This window comes from Pseudomonas fluorescens, from assembly GCF_902497995.1.
Lineage (GTDB): Bacteria > Pseudomonadota > Gammaproteobacteria > Pseudomonadales > Pseudomonadaceae > Aquipseudomonas > Aquipseudomonas fluorescens_BK.
Genome location: NZ_CABVII010000004.1, coordinates 211,842 through 229,968, shown reverse-complemented (window position 1 = coordinate 229,968; position 18,127 = coordinate 211,842). Strand labels below are relative to the sequence as shown.

The 18,127-nt window shown below is 60.8% G+C and carries 18 protein-coding genes and 1 pseudogene; 8 read left to right on the top strand and 11 right to left on the bottom strand.

What is annotated here, in order from left to right:
* Positions 1-35 precede the first annotated feature (35 nt).
* Both F8N80_RS06805 and F8N80_RS06800 read right to left on the bottom strand, forming a co-directional pair.
* Positions 36-758 carry a glycerophosphodiester phosphodiesterase gene (locus F8N80_RS06805; RefSeq protein WP_150745322.1) on the bottom strand — a complete coding sequence of 241 codons (723 nt, stop codon included), beginning with the start codon at positions 756-758 and terminating at the stop codon, positions 36-38.
* A 14-nt stretch (positions 759-772) separates the two neighbouring features.
* Positions 773-1,354 (bottom strand): PilZ domain-containing protein, encoded by a 582-nt coding sequence (locus tag F8N80_RS06800; RefSeq protein ID WP_150783523.1) that lies wholly within the window; start codon positions 1,352-1,354, stop codon positions 773-775.
* A 94-nt stretch (positions 1,355-1,448) separates the two neighbouring features.
* Here F8N80_RS06800 and F8N80_RS06795 point away from each other — a divergent pair, with 94 nt between their 5' ends.
* The 3 genes from F8N80_RS06795 to F8N80_RS06785 all read left to right on the top strand — a co-directional run bounded on the left by F8N80_RS06795 (position 1,449) and on the right by F8N80_RS06785 (position 4,701).
* Positions 1,449-2,699, top strand: a complete 1,251-nt coding sequence (locus F8N80_RS06795) for a lipoprotein-releasing ABC transporter permease subunit (protein WP_150783522.1) — start codon at positions 1,449-1,451, stop codon at positions 2,697-2,699.
* A 7-nt stretch (positions 2,700-2,706) separates the two neighbouring features.
* Positions 2,707-3,390, top strand: coding sequence for a lipoprotein-releasing ABC transporter ATP-binding protein LolD (lolD, locus tag F8N80_RS06790; RefSeq protein WP_191632868.1), 684 nt, complete (start codon positions 2,707-2,709; stop codon positions 3,388-3,390).
* A 66-nt stretch (positions 3,391-3,456) separates the two neighbouring features.
* Positions 3,457-4,701, top strand: a complete 1,245-nt coding sequence (locus F8N80_RS06785) for a lipoprotein-releasing ABC transporter permease subunit (RefSeq protein ID WP_150783520.1) — start codon at positions 3,457-3,459, stop codon at positions 4,699-4,701.
* Between the two features lie 124 nt (positions 4,702-4,825).
* Here the strand turns inward: F8N80_RS06785 and F8N80_RS06780 are convergent, their stop codons facing one another.
* Positions 4,826-6,175 carry a heavy metal sensor histidine kinase gene (locus F8N80_RS06780; protein WP_150783519.1) on the bottom strand — a complete coding sequence of 450 codons (1,350 nt, stop codon included), beginning with the start codon at positions 6,173-6,175 and terminating at the stop codon, positions 4,826-4,828.
* The gene (locus tag F8N80_RS06775) at positions 6,175-6,855 is read right to left on the bottom strand and encodes a heavy metal response regulator transcription factor (protein WP_150783518.1); all 681 of its coding nucleotides are present in this window, start codon (positions 6,853-6,855) and stop codon (positions 6,175-6,177) included. The genes F8N80_RS06780 and F8N80_RS06775 overlap by 1 nt, the downstream gene beginning before the upstream one ends.
* Before the next feature lie 154 nt (positions 6,856-7,009).
* On the opposite strand from F8N80_RS06775, the gene copI reads away from it, so the two are divergent.
* Both copI and queF read left to right on the top strand, forming a co-directional pair.
* The gene (gene copI, locus F8N80_RS06770; protein ID WP_150783517.1) at positions 7,010-7,531 is read left to right on the top strand and encodes a copper-resistant cuproprotein CopI; all 522 of its coding nucleotides are present in this window, start codon (positions 7,010-7,012) and stop codon (positions 7,529-7,531) included.
* A 61-nt stretch (positions 7,532-7,592) separates the two neighbouring features.
* Positions 7,593-8,423 carry an NADPH-dependent 7-cyano-7-deazaguanine reductase QueF gene (queF, locus tag F8N80_RS06765; protein ID WP_150745314.1) on the top strand — a complete coding sequence of 277 codons (831 nt, stop codon included), beginning with the start codon at positions 7,593-7,595 and terminating at the stop codon, positions 8,421-8,423.
* Positions 8,424-8,674: 251 nt separating this feature from the next.
* Here queF and F8N80_RS06760 read toward each other — a convergent pair whose 3' ends face one another.
* Both F8N80_RS06760 and F8N80_RS06755 read right to left on the bottom strand, forming a co-directional pair.
* Positions 8,675-8,938: a DUF4404 family protein gene (locus F8N80_RS06760; RefSeq protein ID WP_150745313.1), complete on the bottom strand. Its 264-nt coding sequence runs from the start codon at positions 8,936-8,938 to the stop codon at positions 8,675-8,677.
* 125 nt (positions 8,939-9,063) lie between these two features.
* Complete coding sequence (locus F8N80_RS06755) at positions 9,064-9,684, bottom strand: HAD family phosphatase (protein WP_150745312.1); 621 nt, start codon at positions 9,682-9,684, stop codon at positions 9,064-9,066.
* 197 nt (positions 9,685-9,881) lie between these two features.
* Between F8N80_RS06755 and F8N80_RS06750 the strand changes: the two genes are divergently transcribed.
* The 3 genes from F8N80_RS06750 to rssC all read left to right on the top strand — a co-directional run bounded on the left by F8N80_RS06750 (position 9,882) and on the right by rssC (position 12,673).
* Positions 9,882-10,571 carry an MlaA family lipoprotein gene (locus tag F8N80_RS06750; RefSeq protein ID WP_150745311.1) on the top strand — a complete coding sequence of 230 codons (690 nt, stop codon included), beginning with the start codon at positions 9,882-9,884 and terminating at the stop codon, positions 10,569-10,571.
* A gap of 438 nt (positions 10,572-11,009) precedes the next feature.
* Complete coding sequence (rssB, locus tag F8N80_RS06745; RefSeq protein WP_150745310.1) at positions 11,010-12,191, top strand: two-component system response regulator RssB; 1,182 nt, start codon at positions 11,010-11,012, stop codon at positions 12,189-12,191.
* Positions 12,191-12,673 carry an anti-sigma factor antagonist RssC gene (rssC, locus tag F8N80_RS06740; RefSeq protein ID WP_007935262.1) on the top strand — a complete coding sequence of 161 codons (483 nt, stop codon included), beginning with the start codon at positions 12,191-12,193 and terminating at the stop codon, positions 12,671-12,673. Before rssB ends, rssC begins: the two co-directional genes overlap by 1 nt.
* A 313-nt stretch (positions 12,674-12,986) precedes the next feature.
* Here the strand turns inward: rssC and tal are convergent, their stop codons facing one another.
* From tal to galE, 5 genes and pseudogenes are all read right to left on the bottom strand, one after another.
* Positions 12,987-13,913: a transaldolase gene (gene tal, locus F8N80_RS06735; protein WP_150745309.1), complete on the bottom strand. Its 927-nt coding sequence runs from the start codon at positions 13,911-13,913 to the stop codon at positions 12,987-12,989.
* A gap of 317 nt (positions 13,914-14,230) precedes the next feature.
* Positions 14,231-14,303 (bottom strand): annotated as a pseudogene (locus tag F8N80_RS32130) (helix-turn-helix domain-containing protein); the annotation flags it as partial.
* 50 nt (positions 14,304-14,353) lie between these two features.
* The gene (dusA, locus tag F8N80_RS06725) at positions 14,354-15,322 is read right to left on the bottom strand and encodes a tRNA dihydrouridine(20/20a) synthase DusA (RefSeq protein ID WP_440131180.1); all 969 of its coding nucleotides are present in this window, start codon (positions 15,320-15,322) and stop codon (positions 14,354-14,356) included.
* Positions 15,323-15,551: 229 nt separating this feature from the next.
* The gene (locus tag F8N80_RS06720) at positions 15,552-17,027 is read right to left on the bottom strand and encodes a family 16 glycosylhydrolase (protein ID WP_224790647.1); all 1,476 of its coding nucleotides are present in this window, start codon (positions 17,025-17,027) and stop codon (positions 15,552-15,554) included.
* A 12-nt stretch (positions 17,028-17,039) separates the two neighbouring features.
* Positions 17,040-18,095 (bottom strand): UDP-glucose 4-epimerase GalE, encoded by a 1,056-nt coding sequence (gene galE / locus F8N80_RS06715; RefSeq protein ID WP_150783514.1) that lies wholly within the window; start codon positions 18,093-18,095, stop codon positions 17,040-17,042.
* Positions 18,096-18,127 lie beyond the last annotated feature (32 nt).

Sequence of the window (18,127 nt, the reverse complement as noted above, 5' to 3'; positions counted from 1 at the left end):
CGGCCGGTGGCCTGAGCCGGCCGGGGAGACCGATTTCAGCAATTCTCGAGCGTGGCGCTGGCCAAACCGGGAAAGTCTGTAATCAGGCTGTCAACGCCGAAGTCGGCGAGCCTGCGCATCAGCGCGGGCTCGTTGACTGTCCACACCGACACATGCAGCCCCTGACGCTGCGCCTTCTGCAGGCGTTCCGGCGTACACAGGGTCCAGTTCAGCGCCAGGATCTCACAGCCATAGCTTTGCGCGACCTTCAACGGATCGAGCCAGGCATATTCGGCCACCAATCCGCGGGATATGTCCGGCACCAGGTCCAGCGCGGCTTTCAGCACTTCCCGTGAACTCGAGGTGATCGTCACCTTGTCCAGCAGGCCATGGCGCTGCGCCATTTCGCGGATCGCCAGTACGGTGGTCGCGGCGCGGGTGCGCGAAGCGCTTTTGACTTCCAGTTGCCAGTGCTCGAAATCGCATTTCTCGAACAGTTCTTCCAGGGTCGGGATCGGGCACGGCTTGATCCAGCCCGGGCCGCCGTTGCGCGCGTCGTAGGTCACCAGTTGCGCCGCGGTTTGCTCGATCACCTTGCCGCGCCGGTCGGTGGTGCGCTTGAGGGTCGGGTCGTGGATGACCATCAACTCGCCATCCATGGACAGGTGCAGGTCCAGTTCGCAGCGGCGCACGCCGTGCTTGAGACATTCCTGAAAACCGGTCAGGGTATTTTCCGGTGCTTCGCCCTTGGCGCCGCGATGGCCGTAGATGAGGGTCACGGTTGTTCCTTACGTTAAATGCCTGATTCTGATTGGTCGCGGGCCAGGCGTCGTTCCTGGGCCTGCTTCTGCAAGATGTAGCGGGCCAGCAATTGCCGCTGGGCATCGGTCGGGTACTGGAACTCGGTGCCGATGTCGTAGCCGTCGCCCTTGTGTTCGCAATGGGTGACGCGAGCCCGCAGCAACAGGCCGAGGGCTTGCGGCATCAACACCAGCTTGATCGACAGGGGCGCGCCGGCGGCAAGGGGCGTTGGATGCCGGAAGTCGATGCCGCCTTCGGAAATGATCACCGGCTGCGGTTCGCCGAGTTGCCCGAGCACGGTGATGGCGAGCACCTGGCTGAGCAGTTCGATGCGTTTGTTCTGGGATTTGAGGAACGCCGCGAGGTTGCGGTCGCGCTCGCTGATCTGACGCAGCAGGTGGTGCGACTCGAATTCGCTGAGGTGCAGTTCGCTGAGCACGTTGAACAGTGGAGAAGCATCCTGCAACACTTCCTGGCCCGCGGCTTCCAGGGCAGACAGAGGCCGAATTTCCAGTGCGATCATGTCCTCGATACGGTAGTATTCGCGGCGATCTTCTTCATCTAATGTCGACATGGCGAACCCATGGTAGCGGCGGTGGTCTGAGTGTAAAGCTGGTTATCGACCCCCGCCACAAGGACGTTCCTTTTCCCTCCGAACAAGCCCCGACATGTTCAGACCTCTCTTCGTATTTATTGGCACGCGTTATACCCGTGCAAAGCGTCGCAATCATTTTGTGTCCTTCATTTCCCTGACCTCGATCATTGGACTCGCCCTCGGCGTGGTCGTGATGATCGTGGTGCTGTCGGTCATGAACGGCTTCGATCATGAGATGCGTACCCGCGTGCTGGGCATGGTGCCCCACGCGACCATCGAGTCCGGTGAACCGATCAACGACTGGCCGAGCCTGGCCGCCAAGGTCAAGCAGAACCCGCAGGTGACGGCCGTGGCGCCGTTCACCCAGATGCAGGGGTTGCTGACCCACAAGGGCAAGGTCTCCAAGGTCCTGCTCAATGGCATCGATCCGGCGCTGGAACGGCAGGTGTCGATCATCGACCAGTTCATGCTGCAGGGCAGGCTCGATGACCTGGCGCCCGGCAGTTTCGGCATCGTCATCGGCGACAAGGCGGCGGCCAAGCTCGGTGCGGCCATCGGCGACAAGCTGACGTTCGTCGCGCCGGAAGTGACCGTGACCCCGGCCGGCATGTTCCCGCGCATGAAACGCTTTACCGTGGTCGGCATTTTTCATGTCGGCGCCGGTGAAATCGATGGCTACCTGGGCGTGACCAACCTGCAGGACCTGGCGAAGCTGCATCGCTGGAAGCCGGAGCAGGTGCAGGGCATCCGCCTGAAGTTCGACGACCTGTTCCAGGCGCCGCGCACCGCGTGGAACATCGCCCAGGAGCTCGGCGAAGATCATTTCTACGCCCGGGACTGGACGCGCACCCACGGCAATCTGTATCAGGCGATCCGCATGGAAAAAGCCATGATCGGCCTGCTGTTGCTGCTGATCGTCGCCGTGGCGGCGTTCAACATCATTTCCACGCTGGTGATGGTGGTGAACGACAAGAAGGGCGACATCGCGATCCTGCGTACCCTGGGCGCCACGCCGGGTACGATCATGGCGATCTTCATGGTGCAGGGCACGGTGATTGGTGTGGTCGGGACGCTGATCGGCGCCGTGGTCGGGATCTTCGCCGCGCTGAACGTCAGCGCCGCGATCTCGGCCCTGGAAGGCCTGATCGGCCACAAGTTCCTCAACGCCGACGTGTACTTCATCGATTACCTGCCGTCGCAAGTGCAGAGCGATGATGTGTTGATGGTCTGCGCCGCCGCGTTGGTCCTGAGTTTTCTCGCCACCCTGTATCCAGCCTGGCGTGCCGCGCGCACCCAGCCTGCGGAGGCGCTACGTTATGAGTGAGTCGGGCATGAGTGATAAAGCAATCTTGAGCTGCCGCAACCTGGGCAAATCCTACGAGGAAGGCCCGGAATCGGTAGAGGTCCTGGCCGGCTTGCAGCTCGAACTGCATCCGGGTGAGCGGGTGGCGATTATCGGCACCTCGGGGTCGGGCAAAAGCACCTTGCTCAATCTGTTGGGCGGCCTCGACACGCCCACCAAGGGCAGCGTCTGGCTGGCCGGTGAAGAGCTGTCGGCACTGAACGAAAAGGCCCGCGGCCTGCTGCGCAACCGGTCGCTGGGTTTCGTTTACCAGTTCCACCATCTGCTGCCGGAATTCACCGCGCTGGAAAACGTCTGCATGCCGCTGCTGATCGGCAAGACGTCCATTCCAGAAGCGCGTCAGCGCGCCACGGCCTTGCTGGAGCGGGTAGGGCTGGGCCATCGCCTGGAACACAAGCCGGCGGAACTGTCCGGCGGCGAACGTCAGCGCGTGGCCATCGCACGGGCCCTGGTGAACCAGCCAGGCCTGGTGATGCTCGACGAGCCGACCGGCAACCTCGACTCCCACACCGCCCAGGGCATTCAGGATTTGATGCTGGAACTCAGCGTCTCGATGCGCACCGCGTTCCTGGTGGTGACCCACGACATGAACCTGGCTCGCCAGATGGATCGCGTCCTGCACTTGCAGGAAGGTTACCTGACACCCATCTGATTGACCGAAACCCGACGTCACTGAAAGGTGCGTCGGGTCTTTTATTTTTATACGGTGCCCCAGCGAATGTTCAGACCGTTATCGATCTTTATCGGCATGCGCTATACCCGCGCCAAGCGCCGCAATCGCTTTGTTTCCTTCATCTCGATGACCTCGATGATCGGCCTCGCCCTGGGCGTGTTGGCGATGATCGTGGTGCTGTCGGTGATGAACGGCTTCCAGCGCGAAATGAGCTCGCGCATCCTCGGCATGGTGCCCCACGCGACCATCGTCGGCGTCAATCCGATCGATGACTGGCAGCCGGTGGCCGCGGCCGCGATGAAAAATCCAGAAGTGACCGCTGCGGTGCCGTTCACCGAGATGGAAGGCATGCTGTCCTACAAGGGCACGATGCAGCCGATCCAGGTCAGCGGGGTCGATCCGGCGCTGGAAGGCAAGGTCTCGATTGTCGCCCAGCACATCGTCCAGGGTCGTCTCGACGCCTTGAAACCCGGCGAGTTCGGCGTGGTGATCGGCGAGATCACGGCGCGGCGCTTTCGCCTGAACGTCGGCGACAAAATCACCCTGATCGTGCCGGAAGTCAGCACCGCACCGGGCGGGATCACCCCGCGCATGCAGCGGCTGAACGTGGTGGGTGTGTTCAAGGTCGGTGCCGAGCTGGATGGCTCGATGGCGCTGATCCACCTGGCCGATGCCGCGCAGATGCAGCACTGGGAACCGAATCAGGTGCAGAGCGTGCGCCTGGCGGTGAAGGATTTGTACGCTGCACCAAAGGTGTCGAGCGATGTGGCTGCGGGGCTCGGCAGCGCCTACCGGGCTGACGACTGGACCCACACCCAGGGCAGTCTGTTCAGTGCGATGAAGATGGAAAAAACCATGATCGGCCTGCTGTTGCTGATGATCGTCGCCGTGGCGGCGTTCAACATCATCGCGACCCTGATCATGGTGGTGAACGACAAGGGCGCGGACATTGCGATCCTGCGCACCATCGGTGCCACCCCCCGGCAGATCATGGCGATCTTCATGGTCCAGGGCACGGTGATCGGGGTGGTCGGTACCTTGATCGGCGGCGTGCTCGGGGTGATTGCGGCGCTGAACGTCAGCGAGCTGGTGGGCTGGGTGGAGCGGGTCAGTGGGCAGCACATCTTCAGTTCCGATGTGTATTTTGTCAGTAACCTGCCTTCGGAATTGCAGGGCGGGGATGTGTTGTTGATCTGTTCGGCCGGGTTCATCCTGAGCTTCCTGGCCACGGTTTACCCGGCCTGGCGTGCGGCGAAGGTCGAGCCGGCTACCGCGCTGCGGTATTCGTAGCCTGATACACCGCTTTCGCGAGCAAGCCCGCTCCCACAGTTGACCGAGTTGAGCCACACATTTGTGAACGACTCGAAACCCTGTGGGAGCGGGCTTGCTCGCGAAGGGGCCGGCCCTGCTGGCCTCAATCCCCTTTTGGCAACTCGATTACAAACCTGGTCCACCCCCGATCCGATTCACACCGAATCTGCCCCCCATGGGCCCGAATGATCGACCGGGTAATCGCCAACCCCAACCCCGCATGCTCACTGCTGCCTTCATGTCGCGCCGGATCAGCCCGGTAGAACCGGTCAAACAAACGCGGCAGCAGTGCCTCGTCAATGCCCTCGCCGCTGTTCTCGACAGTCAGGCGCAAACCTTCAGGCTGTTCAACAATCCGCACCCGGACCTCACCTTCCGCCGGCGTAAACCGCAACGCATTATCCAGCAAATTCGAAAGCGCCCGCCGCAACATACTGCGATCGCCCTCCATCTGCGCACTGCCTTCACGACTCAACCTGACCCGGGCGTCCTCCGCCAACGGCGCAAAAAACTCCAGCAACACATCCACTTCCTCCGCCAGTTCCAGCGGTTCGCGCCTGGGCATCAACAACCCATGGTCAGCCTTGGCCAGGTACAACATGTCGTTGACCAGTTGCGCCATCCATTGCAGTTCTTCGAGGTTGCTGTGCAGCGCTTCGCGGTAATCCTCGATCGGCCGCGGGCGGGTGAGGGTGACCTGGGTGTGGGTCAGCAGGTTCGACAGCGGTGTGCGCAGTTCATGGGCGATGTCGGCGGAGAAGGCCGAGAGCCGCTGAAAAGAGTCGTCGAGGCGGCCGAGCATGGCGTTGAAGTGGTGGGCCATTTCCGCGAGTTCCGGCGGCATGTCGGCTTCGGGCAGGCGCGCATTGAGCGATTGCGCCGACACGCCGCGGGCCACTGCACTCATGCGCCGCAAGGGGCGCAAACCGCTGCGTGCCGCCCAGGCGCCGAGCAGGGCGGTGGCCAGGGCCGACAAGCCCACCGTCAGCCAGATCAGGTGCTGCATGCGTTGCAGAAAGTGCTGGTGATGGGTGATGTCCAACAGCAGCGTCAGCTGTGGCGAGTCGGGTCGGTCGAGGAACAGCGGAGCCTGCAGCACGCGATAGTCGGTGCCGGCGTCGTTGAGGGTCCACAGGCCCGGTTTCTGCGGCAGCGTGTCGGGCAGGCGCGGTGAACTGTCATACCAGCGCCGGCCATCGCTGCCGGTGATGCGCAGCGACAGATCAGCCTGTCGGCTCAACTCATCCGCCAGTTTGACTTCGCTCTCGCTCGATTGCAGATCGTGAAGCGCACGGCGCAGACCGATCAACTTGCCGTCGAGCAATTGCTGATCCAGTTCAACAAAGTGCGCCTCGCTGGCACGGCTGAACAACACCCCGGCGAACAACGAGACCACGGCCGTGCAGGCGGCAAACAACAGCGCCAGGCGACTGCTCAGGGAAAGCCGGCGCATCAGGCCGGGCGCTCTTCAAGCACGTAACCCATGCCGCGCACGGTGTGGATCAGCTTGTTCGGGAACTCATCGTCGATCTTCAGGCGCAGACGGCGGATCGCCACTTCGATGACATTGGTGTCACTGTCGAAATTCATGTCCCAGACCTGGGAGGCGATCAGCGACTTGGGCAGGACTTCGCCCTGGCGCCGCAGGAGCATTTCCAGCAGGGCAAATTCCTTGGCGGTCAGGTCGATGCGCTGACCGTTGCGTTCAACCCGGCGGCGGATCAGGTCCAGGCGCAAGTCGGCCAGTCGCAGGCTGGTTTCCTGAGGTGGGGCACTGCCGCGACGCAACAGGCTGCGGACCCGCGCCAGCAGTTCGGAGAAAGCGAAGGGTTTGACCAGGTAATCGTCGGCACCCAGTTCCAGGCCGTGGACCCTGTCCTCCACCGCGTCCCGCGCGGTCAAAAACAGCACCGGCGTGTCGAGGCCGGCGCCGCGCACCGCCTGCAGAATCTGCCAGCCATCGCGGCCGGGCAGCATCACATCGAGAATCAACAGCGCGTAGTCGCCGCTCAGCGCCAATTGCTGGCCGGTGCTGCCGTCGGCCACCAGTTCGGTGTTGAACCCGGCTTCGGTCAGGCCCTGGCGCAGGTAGTGGCCGGTTTTCGGTTGGTCTTCGACGATCAGCAGTTTCATGGGCGACTCGAGGCAGTGGAACGAACGCTTTATACCGTGGGCAACGCCAGTACAGGCCAACCTGACAAAGTTGTAATCTGGCTGTCAGGTTGCAGGCAGTGGCAGCAGTTTAGAGTTTTCCACAGGCTGAACCTTATCTTGTTGGAGTACGACCATGTTTTTGCGCAAATCCCTGAGGCTGGCCGCGTGTTGGCTGGCGCTGAGTTCGCCGGTGTGGGCATCGCCGGCGCATACCTTCGATTTCGGTCAACCCGCCCCGGCCGCCAAGGCCACTCGCAGCATTGAAGTGGTGATGGGCGACATGTCGTTCACGCCCAAGGCGATCGAGATCAAGGCCGGTGAGACGGTGCGTTTCGTGCTGGTGAATAAAGGCCGGTTGCTGCACGAATTCAACCTCGGCGACGCGGCGATGCATGCCAGGCACCAGCAGGAAATGCTGAAGATGCAGCAGAGCGGCATGCTCACGCCGACAGGCATGAAGGACATGGACCACGGCTCAATGCCCGGTATGGATCATGGCATGAAGCACGACGACCCCAACAGCGTACTGGTAGAACCGGGCAAAACAGCCGAGCTGACCTGGACCTTCTCCAAAGCGACCCACCTGGAATTTGCCTGCAATATCCCCGGTCATTATCAGGCAGGCATGGTCGGCCAGTTGACTGTCAGTCAGTAAGCACTCAAACGCGAGCGCAAAGACTGGTAGAATCCACTGATTCTTCAGTCAGGTTTCCGCCATGCATCCCGCAGCCGAACACTCGCCGCTGGGTAAATCCAGCGAATACATCGCCACTTACACGCCGTCCTTGCTGTTCCCGATCCCGCGCACCGCGAAATGGGCCGAACTGGGCCTGACGGCGCAAACCCTGCCCTACAAGGGCGTGGACTTCTGGAACTGCTTCGAGCTGTCGTGGCTGTTGCCGTCCGGCAAGCCGGTGGTGGCGATCGGCGAGTTCAGCATTCCGGCGGATTCGCCGAACATCATCGAATCCAAGTCGTTCAAGCTGTACCTGAACTCCCTGAACCAGTCGTCGTTTGCCGATAACGCCAGCCTTGAGGCCACGCTGGTGAAGGACCTGTCGGCCGCCGCCGGCAAACCGGTCGGCGTGCGCATTCGCCGCCTGCAAGAGGTGGAAGCCGAAGGCGTCGTGGCGTTGCCGGGTGTGTGCATCGATGAGCTGGATATCAGCGTCAGCAACTATGAGCATCCGCGTCCGGAGCTGCTGCGTTGCGATGAGTCGCGCATCGTCGAGGAGAGCGTGCACAGCCATTTGCTCAAATCCAACTGCCCGGTCACCAGCCAGCCGGACTGGGGCAGCGTAGCGGTGGAGTACCGTGGCGCGGCGCTGGACCACGCCAGTTTGCTTGCGTACATCGTCAGCTTCCGCCAGCATTCGGACTTCCATGAACAGTGTGTGGAGCGGATTTTTCTCGACCTGCAGCGGCTGCTGAAGCCGGAAAAACTGACGGTGTATGCGCGGTATGTGCGCCGTGGCGGGTTGGACATCAACCCGTATCGCAGCACCGAAGAAGTGCAACTGCCGAACCACCGCCTGGTCCGCCAATAAAGATTCAATGTGGGAGATCCACTGTGGGAGCGAGCTTGCTCGCGAAGAGGTCGGCACATTCAACATCAAGGGTGACTGACACACCGCCTTCGCGAGCAAGCTCGCTCCCACAAGGGATCGCATTTCAAATCAGACATGAAAAAGCGCCTTCGCCGGCAAGCCGGTCTCGCTCCTACAGGGGATCGCATTTCAAGTTGCAGGCATGAAAAAGCCCCGCCATCACTGGCAGGGCTTTTTTGCATCCGGCGCGATCAGATCCCCATATTGCCCAACGCCTGCACAATGTTGCGCAAGGTGCCGGCCAGGGTCGGGTGGTCGATTTCAAAGCGTTCGACAGCCAGGTTCACATTATCGGAAAGGCTGGAATCCTGGGTTTTGGTTTCGAGTTCAAGCTCAAGTTCGATCTGTTTCATCAGCGCGTGCAGGTCTTCGCGCTCGGCTTCGGTCAGCGGTGGATTCTGGTCCAATTGCTCGCGCAGTGTATTGAGCTGTTCTTGCAGTTCGCGGGCAGGCATGGCGTTCTTCCTTTTATCGATAGGCACTGGCATAGACCGCAGCGCCGCGCCAAAGGTCTATGGCTGACCTTTAGATTAATCCACTCCCGCGCAACCTGCATGCGTTCATCGGTGTGAGGCGGCGATCAGGGCTTCTCGCCCTTGAGCCGGCGCAGGCTGATGTCGGCCAGGCAGGAGTCCAGTTCGCCGAGGTGATCGATCACCGAATGCACCCCCAGGCCGAACAGTTGCACCGTGGCCTTGCTCCGTTTCATGTCCCGTTCCTGCTGAGTCAACGCCTGCCATTCGTTGGGCGCCAGTCCGCAGAGCGAGCCGCAGGACGCCAGGCCAATCGTCCACAATCCCGCATTCAACCCCGATTGCAGCAGGCGCGGTTCGCCGCTGACCAGTACGCAACCTTCCAGGCGCCCGACGTTCAACCGCATCAAGGCTTGCCAGCAGGCATCGGGGGCCGGCCACGGATTGATTGTTGCAAGGTGTTGCGAAGGCGTGATCCATTCCGGCAGGGCGGCGGCCAGGGAATGGCAGAGGGCAGGGGGCAGTTCATCGAGCCAGGCGCAGGGAATCTGTTGCCGCTGCAAATGGTGCAGGCTCTCCAGGGCGCCTGGCGTGACGTCTGCCTGTGCGTCAGCGTGGCTGGCGTGACGGTGCGTGCGGGCGCCGAAGTCCACCAGGCAACCACTGAGGCCGAACAGCACGGCGGTCAGGTTGGGTGCAGCGAGGGGCAAAGCTTCGGCGTGCGGCATGGTAGCGTCCCTGAAATAGCTTAAAGGCTAGGGGCCGACGGTGACAGTTGCGTGACATTGAAGTGAATCGCCGGACATCCTCGCCCATCTGCAGCCTGGAGCGGACGATGCTGCCTAAAGCGGCTATTCCGACTTATACTAGCCAGCTTATCGTCCGGGCCATGCGCCCGAGCCAGTAACAATCCAAGGAGTTTTCTATGCGCTGGAGCAATCATCTAGCTCGGCTTTGTGTGTGTGCCAGCGTGCTGGTGGTTCCGTTCGTTGCCCAGGCTGCCACGGAAGAAGATCCTTGGGAAAGCATCAACCGCCCGATCTACAGGTTCAACGACGTGCTCGACACCTATGCCCTGAAGCCCTTGGCTCAAGGCTACCAGTTCGTGACGCCGCAGTTCCTCGAAGACGGCATCCACAACATGTTCCGTAACGTCGGCGATGTCACCAACCTGGCCAACGACCTCTTGCAGGCCAAGCCGGCCGCCGCCGGTGTCGATACCGCGCGCCTGATCTTCAACAGCACCTTCGGCGTGCTGGGCTTCTTCGATGTGGGCACCCACATGGGCCTGCAGCGCAACGACGAAGACTTCGGCCAGACCCTCGGTTACTGGGGCGTGGGCAGCGGGCCTTACGTGATGCTGCCGTTGTTGGGCCCAAGCACCCTGCGTGACGCGCCGTCCAAGTATGTCGACGGCTACACCGGCCCCTACCGCTACATCGACGACGTGTCGGTGCGTAACTCGATCATGGGCCTGTACATCATCGATACCCGCGCCAACCTGCTGTCGGCCGAGAAACTGATCAGTGGCGACAAGTACACCTTCATCCGTAACGCGTACCTGCAGAATCGCGAATTCAAGGTCAAGGACGGCCAGGTCGAAGACGATTTCTGATCCCCTGTAGGAGCAAAGCTTGCTCCGGGCGGCGTTCCGACGATGGACGCCAACGATAACGCGTATTTCCTGAATGAACGCGTCGCCCTTGAGACTATCGCGAGCAAGCTCGCTCCTACAGGTGTTTCATTCAGTAAATGACGAAGTATCAATAAAATCGGCAGGTTACGACCTTCCATTCAGTTACTCTCCAGCCGGTTTTTATAACTCCCGGTCATTTGGCAACCAAAGACGTCAAGCGACCATCGGCGTGAGCTTGAAACACCCCGCGGATGGGAGTACCGTCTGCGCCTTAGAAGGGCACCTCTGGTGTACCCGTGCGTAGGGCAAATGCCCGAAAACGGTGCAACGGAGAGGCTAGAAAGCGAATCCAGTAGTGTGAGCCGGGCCAAAACCCCTGCCTGCTACGCCAACCTAATTCTGGCGCCGTTTGCCCACATGCCAAAAACCAGTGCCACGCTGCTGATAATCGATGATGACGAAGTAGTGCGCGAGAGCCTCGCCGCCTATTTGGAAGACAGTGGTTTCAGCGTCTTGCAGGCCAGCAATGGCCAGCAGGGTCTTCAGGTATTCGAGCAATTCAAGCCCGACTTGGTCATCTGCGATCTGCGCATGCCGCAGATGGGCGGGCTCGAACTCATCCGCCAGGTCACCGAGCGATCGCCACAAACCCCGGTCATCGTGGTGTCGGGCGCCGGCGTGATGAACGACGCGGTCGAGGCCCTGCGCCTGGGCGCGGCGGACTACCTGATCAAGCCTCTCGAAGATCTGGCCGTGCTCGAGCACTCTGTGCGCCGGGCCCTGGATCGTGCGCGCCTGCTGCTGGAAAACCAGCGCTACCGCGAGAAGCTGGAAAAGGCCAACCGCGAACTCGAAGCCAGCCTGAACCTGCTCCAGGAAGACCAGAACGCCGGTCGCCAGGTGCAGATGAACATGCTGCCGGTCAGTCCGTGGAGCATCGACGAGTTCCAGTTCGCCCACCAGATCATCCCGTCGCTGTACCTGTCGGGTGATTTCGTCGACTACTTTCGGGTCGACGAGCGTCGGGTAGCCTTTTACCTGGCGGACGTTTCCGGGCATGGCGCCTCTTCAGCGTTCGTTACCGTGCTGTTGAAGTTCATGACCACGCGCCTGCTGTTCGAATCCAAGCGCAGCGGTACATTGCCGGAATTCAAGCCTTCAGAGGTCCTTGGTCATATCAACCGAGGCCTGATCAGTTGTAAGCTGGGTAAACACGTCACAATGGTCGGTGGAGTCATCGACGAGGAGACAGGTTTGTTGACCTATAGCATCGGCGGTCATTTGCCGTTGCCTGTGTTGTACACGCCAGACAGTGTTCGTTATCTGGAAGGGCGCGGTCTGCCGGTAGGCCTCTTCAATGAAGCCACCTACGAAGACCACGTGCTGGAGCTGCCGCCGACGTTCAGCCTGACGCTGATGTCCGATGGCATTCTGGACCTTTTGCCAGAACCGACACTCAAAGAAAAAGAAGCGGCTTTGCCCCAACGGGTCAAGGCAGCGGGCGGCAGCCTGGATGGTCTGCGGCAGGTTTTTGGATTGGCCACGCTGGGGGAGATGCCGGATGATATCGCCCTGTTGGTGTTGAGCAGGAATCTTTGATGAGTACCGGTAGAATCCAGTTCGCCGAGCAGGACGGCACCTTCGTCCTCAAGTTCGTCGGTGAAGTTCGCCTGACCCTGTGTTCGGCGTTGGATGCGACTATTGAGCGGATCTTCACCGCGTTGAATTTCAACGCGATCGTGATCGACCTGACCGAAACCCGCAGCATCGACAGCACCACCCTGGGCCTGCTGGCCAAACTGTCGATCCTGTCGCGGCAAAAGGTCGGCCTGCTGCCGACCGTGGTCACCACCCACGAAGACATCACCCGGCTGCTGCAGTCCATGGGCTTCGAGCAAGTGTTCAACATCGTTGACCGCCCGATCCCGTGCCCTGAGTGCCTGACCGACCTGCCAGACCAGGATCAGTCCGAAGAAGTGGTGCGGATCAAAGTGCTCGAAGCGCACAAGATCCTCATGGGCCTGAACGACTCCAATCGTGAAGCCTTCCATGACCTGGTCAATGCCCTCGAGCGGCACTGATCCCCAGGCAATGGGCCAAACAGCGCTCCCACAGTAAATCCCCCTGTGGGAGCGGCCTGCTCGCGAAAGCGCCAGGCCAGCTTGCACATATATTGAATGTGCCGCCGCCTTCGCGAGCAAGCCCGCTCCCACAGGATCTGCGTCGTCCACATCTCCCATGAACGACATAAATCCCCCTGTGGGAGCGGGCTTGCTCGCGAAGACGCCACACCAAACACCACATCCCCCAGCGCGCAGCCATCCAACACCCAAATTCAACGCAAAAAAAAGGACGAACCCAAGGCTCGCCCTTTTCCCAACGCTCTGAACTAGATCACAGCTTGGCCTGCAACAACGCCTCAAGCTTCTCCTGATCCCGGGCAAACTGACGAATACCCTCAGCCAGCTTCTCGGTCGCCATCGCATCTTCGTTGGACAACCAACGGAACTGCGCTTCATTCAGGCTCAAGCGCGCCTCACCGGCATTGCCCGGCGCCAACTTGCGCTCCAGCTTGCCGGTGTCCGCCGCCAGCTTCTCCAGCAGATCCGGGCTGATGGTCAAGCGGTCGCAACCAGCCAACTGCTCGATCTGATTCAGGTTGCGAAAGCTCGCGCCCATCACCACGGTCTTGTAGTCATTGGATTTGTAGTAGTTGTAAATCCGCGTCACCGACTGCACGCCCGGATCATCCGCGCCGGTGTAGTCGTTGCCGTTGGCCTTCTTGTACCAATCGTAGATGCGGCCCACGAACGGCGAAATCAGGAACACCCCGGCATCGGCACAAGCGGCGGCCTGAGCGAAGGAGAACAGCAGGGTCAGGTTGGTCTGGATGCCTTCCTTTTCCAACTGCTCGGCAGCGCGGATACCTTCCCAGGTGGAAGCGATCTTGATCAGCACCCGGTCACGGCCGATGCCGGCTTTGTCATACAGTTCGATCAGACGGTGCGCGCGCTTCAATACGGCGTCAGTGTCGAACGACAGGCGCGCATCCACTTCAGTGGAAATACGGCCCGGTACAACCTTGAGAATTTCCTGGCCTACCGCAACGCCAAAACGATCGCTGGCCAGGCCGACATCGCCCTTGCAGTCGTGAACGCACGCATTCAGCAACTCGGCATAACCGGAAATGGCCGCCGCTTTGAGCAGCAGCGAAGGGTTGGTGGTAGCGTCCACGGGTTTGACGCGAGCGATAGCTTCGAAGTCGCCGGTGTCGGCAACCACGGTGGTCATTTGTTTGAGTTGATCCAGCTTGGAAGTCATGGGCGTGCTCTGTCCTATGGGTCTGATGACATTACCCGAGCGCTGACAGCCACTCAAGGGCGCGTGCGTGTATCGATGGCCCCAGCGGCAACAACCGGAAAACGGGTGTTTGAAAGGCGGGGCGCGGTATCGATAGTTACGATGCCAAATCCGGGCACAGGTTCAACCGGGGCGACCGTTAACGCCCACAGATTCCACAGTCATGACTTCAGTTCGACAATACGTCTCGGAAAACGTCGGGGCGGATGGCTGCCTATGTAGGAGCGAGCTTGCTCCTACAGCGGCATTAGCCAATGAGCCTGCCTTGACTTCAAGAATCGACGCCAACAGTTCTTCGCCAATATTGCGTTTGGCATCCCGTTCCATCAGTTCTTTTTCAGTCAGAGGCATGTTCAGCTCCTTCCATCAACGATGCTCCATTTCAACGTAGAAACTTATTGTTAACGCCCCTCCAACAACTCCGCCGCCTGATCCAGCAACACCAACGGCTCTTTAGCCTTATGAATATCCACCGACAACAACTGCCGAAACTTGCGCGCCCCGGGAAACCCTGTGCCCAGTCCCAGCACATGCCGGGTAATGTGGTGCATTGAACCACCCGCCTCGATATGCGCCGCGATGTAGGGCCGCAACTGCGCCAGCGCCTCGGCCCGGCTGATCACCGGTGCCGTGCTGCCAAACAGTTGCTGATCGACCTCGGCCATCACATAAGGGTTGTGATAGGCCTCACGGCCCAGCATCACACCGTCGAATGTCTGCAAGTGCTCGCGACAAGCCTCCAGCGTCTTGATCCCGCCGTTGAGAATGATCTCCAGCTCCGGAAAATCCACCTTCAACCGCGCCGCCACGTCATACCGCAGGGGCGGAATGTCGCGGTTCTCCTTCGGCGACAACCCCTCCAGAATCGCAATCCGCGCATGCACCGTAAAACTCGTGCACCCGGCATCCCGCACGGTGCCGACGAAATCGCACAACTGCTCGTAACTGTCCCGGCCATTGATCCCGATCCGATGCTTTACCGTCACCGGAATCGACACCGCATCGCGCATCGCCTTCACACAATCGGCCACCAACTGCGGATGCCCCATCAGGCACGCGCCGATCATATTGTTCTGCACCCGATCACTCGGACAGCCGACATTCAGATTCACCTCGTCGTAGCCATGGTCCTGAGCCATGCGCGCGCACATGGCCAGGTCCAGCGGCACGCTGCCACCGAGTTGCAGGGCGAGGGGGTGTTCGGCTTCGTTGTGACGCAGGAAGCGTTCGTGATCGCCGTTGAGCAGTGCGCCGGTGGTGACCATTTCGGTGTAGAGGAGGGCGTGCTTGGAGAGCAGGCGCAGGAAGAAGCGACAGTGGCGGTCGGTCCAATCCATCATCGGGGCCACGCTAAAGCGTCTGGACACCATAGAGCTTGAATCCGGGTATGTAACTAAATTCTGTACCATTTTTGCTCTACGTGTTTAAAGCTGATTCAGGGAAGTTTACCAAGAGCGCCAAACCTTTGCCCGAAAACAGGTGTTCCGGCGTCTCTTTGGTCAGCACTGGCATCGCCTTTCATTGGATACTCCCTTCATGACTTGAGACAGGGCAGAAGATCCTCCAGCAGCAGGATGTGTAGCCATGAACCAGCCATGACTATCCGCCGCGCCGCCAGACCTTGATGTAATCGATACTGAAGGTCGATGGCAGATCGGCATCGTTGACCACGCCGAACCAGTCCCACATGGCCTCGCTGTCGAAGACTATCTGCATCGGGAAGAACCAGTGACTGTTCTTCGCTTCCCTGACCAGCACGCCGTCGACGTACCAGCGTAGGGTGTCGGGCTGCCAGTCCAGGCCATACACGTGAAAGTCGGCGGCCAGGCGCCAGGGGCTGGTCCAGCTGGCGCCTTCGCTGAAGTGCGCGGTGCCGGTCGGCGTCGCCCAGACGTGGGCGTTCATGTTGTACAAACGGTCGAATCTGGCCTCTTTGGTTTTACCGCCGATTTCGAAAATGTCGATTTCCGTGGCGTTGTCGGCAAGTCCGGTCCATGCCAGCCAGAAGGCGCTGGAACCTGCCGAGTTCATGGGTCTGGCCCGGGCTTCGTAGTAGCCGTAGTCGCCACGTTCGATAGTGCGGACCATGGCGCTGGTGTAGTTCTTGTAGCCCAGGCGTACATATTTTTCAGGCAAGGTTTGCCTGCGGAAGACGATGTTCAGATGGCCATTGCCGACACTGGCGTTGTCAGGGGTGAAGAGCGCCGGTTTGCGCCCCAGCGAGTCGCTACCGGTGGCGTTGTTGACGTGCCAGCGTTGACGGTCGAGGGCAGTGCCGTTGAAGTCGTCGGTGAAGCGCGGGTCCGGGCGCCAGCGGCCGGCATTGGCCTGATCGGACAGCGGCAGGTTGGCGTTGGTCTGTTGCGGCACCGGGCCGAGCGGACCGGTTCGGGTCCAGGCATTGGCGTGTTGCGGGACCGCCACCGACCATTTGTGCGCCAGGTATTCAAACGCCGCCTGGCGTTCGGCCTGCGTGGTCAGTGGGCGGTTGTACGCCAGCACTTCGGCGATGTCGCCGCGCAGGATTTCAGAGGTGCCGACCACATTGCGGCCTACGGCGAGAGGGCCGATCGGCACGTCGCTGGTTTCGAGGAAGGCAATGTGGGGCTGATAGGTGCTGGTCTGTTGCACGCTGATGCCGAAGTTCGGTGCCACGTTATCGTTATCGGCCAATTGCGGGCGCGAGCTGAACAGGCGTTGCCAGGCCTTGCCCCCGGCCTGTGCCGGAAGTCGCCGCGACACCATCAACAGCGTCACCGGACCTTTTGCCGTGCGCAAGGCCTTGGCGCTGAAAGCCGCCGTGCCATTCAAGCGCACCACGGCGTGGCCGTTAAGGGCATTGGTCACGTATCCGGACCAGGCGCTGGCCGATGCATGGTCCGCAGTGACGTCGTGGTGCTGGCCGGATTTGTCCCGCCAGCGCAGCACGCGCTGTTGTTCGTCGAGGCTGATGGTCGAGGCGTCGGCCGCGTCGAGCCACAGCACCAGGCCGTCGGTGGGTGGCCGGGAGGGCGCAGCTGCCGCCTCGAACATCATGCTCGCGAAAAGAAAGCCGAGTAGGCATTCCCTGATCATGGTCAGGCTCCATTACTTCATGGCCACAGCTACCGGCAATGGCAGAGGGAACTGGTAGCCATAGGGGTTGCTTGATTGCCATCGCCAGGTGTCGATGATCATCTGCTCCAGGTTACGTTGCGCGTACCAGCCCAGGTCGCGTCCGGCCTTGCTGGGGTCGGCCCAGCACTGGGCAATGTCGCCGGCTCGGCGTGGAGCGAAATGGTAGGGAATGCTGATGCCGGTCACGTCTTCGAAACTGTGGATGATCTGCAACACGCTGTAGCCGGTGCCGGTACCGAGGTTCCAGATGTGAGTGCCAGGACTGTGTTGCAGCATCTGCAGCGCCTTCAGGTGCCCTTCGGCCACATCGACTACGTGGATGTAATCGCGCACGCAGGTGCCATCGACCGTGGGGTAGTCATTGCCGAACACGGTGAGTTCGGGGAGCCGGCCGATGGCGACCTGGGTCAGGCTGGGCAGCAGGTTGCTGGGTCGGCCATGGGGGTCTTCGCCGATCAAGCCGCTTTCGTGGGCGCCAATCGGGTTGAAATAGCGCAGCAGCGCGATGCTCCAGCGCGTGTCGGACAGCGCCAGATCCTTGAGCATCTCCTCGATCATCAGCTTGCTGCGGCCATAGGGATTGACGGGGTTGCCGGTGCCCAGGGCTTCGGCAATCGGTGTGTGCGCCGAGTCGCCGTAGACCGTGGCCGAGGAACTGAACACCAGATTGAACACCTGCGCGCGGGCCATGGCCTGGCAAAGATTCAAGGTGCCCGCGACATTGTTAGCGTAGTAATCCAGCGGTTTTCGGGTGCTTTCGGCGACGGATTTCAGGCTGGAGAAATGCATCACCGCATCGATGTCGTACTCAGCGAAGATTTCCTCGAGCAAGGTGCTGTCGCGCACATCGCCTTCGATGAAGTCGACGTGGCTGTGGGTCAGTAGCTCAAGTCGGCTGATCGACTCCCGACAGCTGTTGCACAGGTTATCGAGTATCACCACCGAGTGGCCGGCAGCAATGAGGGTCAGCGCGGTATGGGAGCCGATGTACCCGGCCCCGCCAGTGATCAGCGTGGTTTTGCGCATGTTGGGCGTTCCTGTCGCAGAAGGATTGCGGA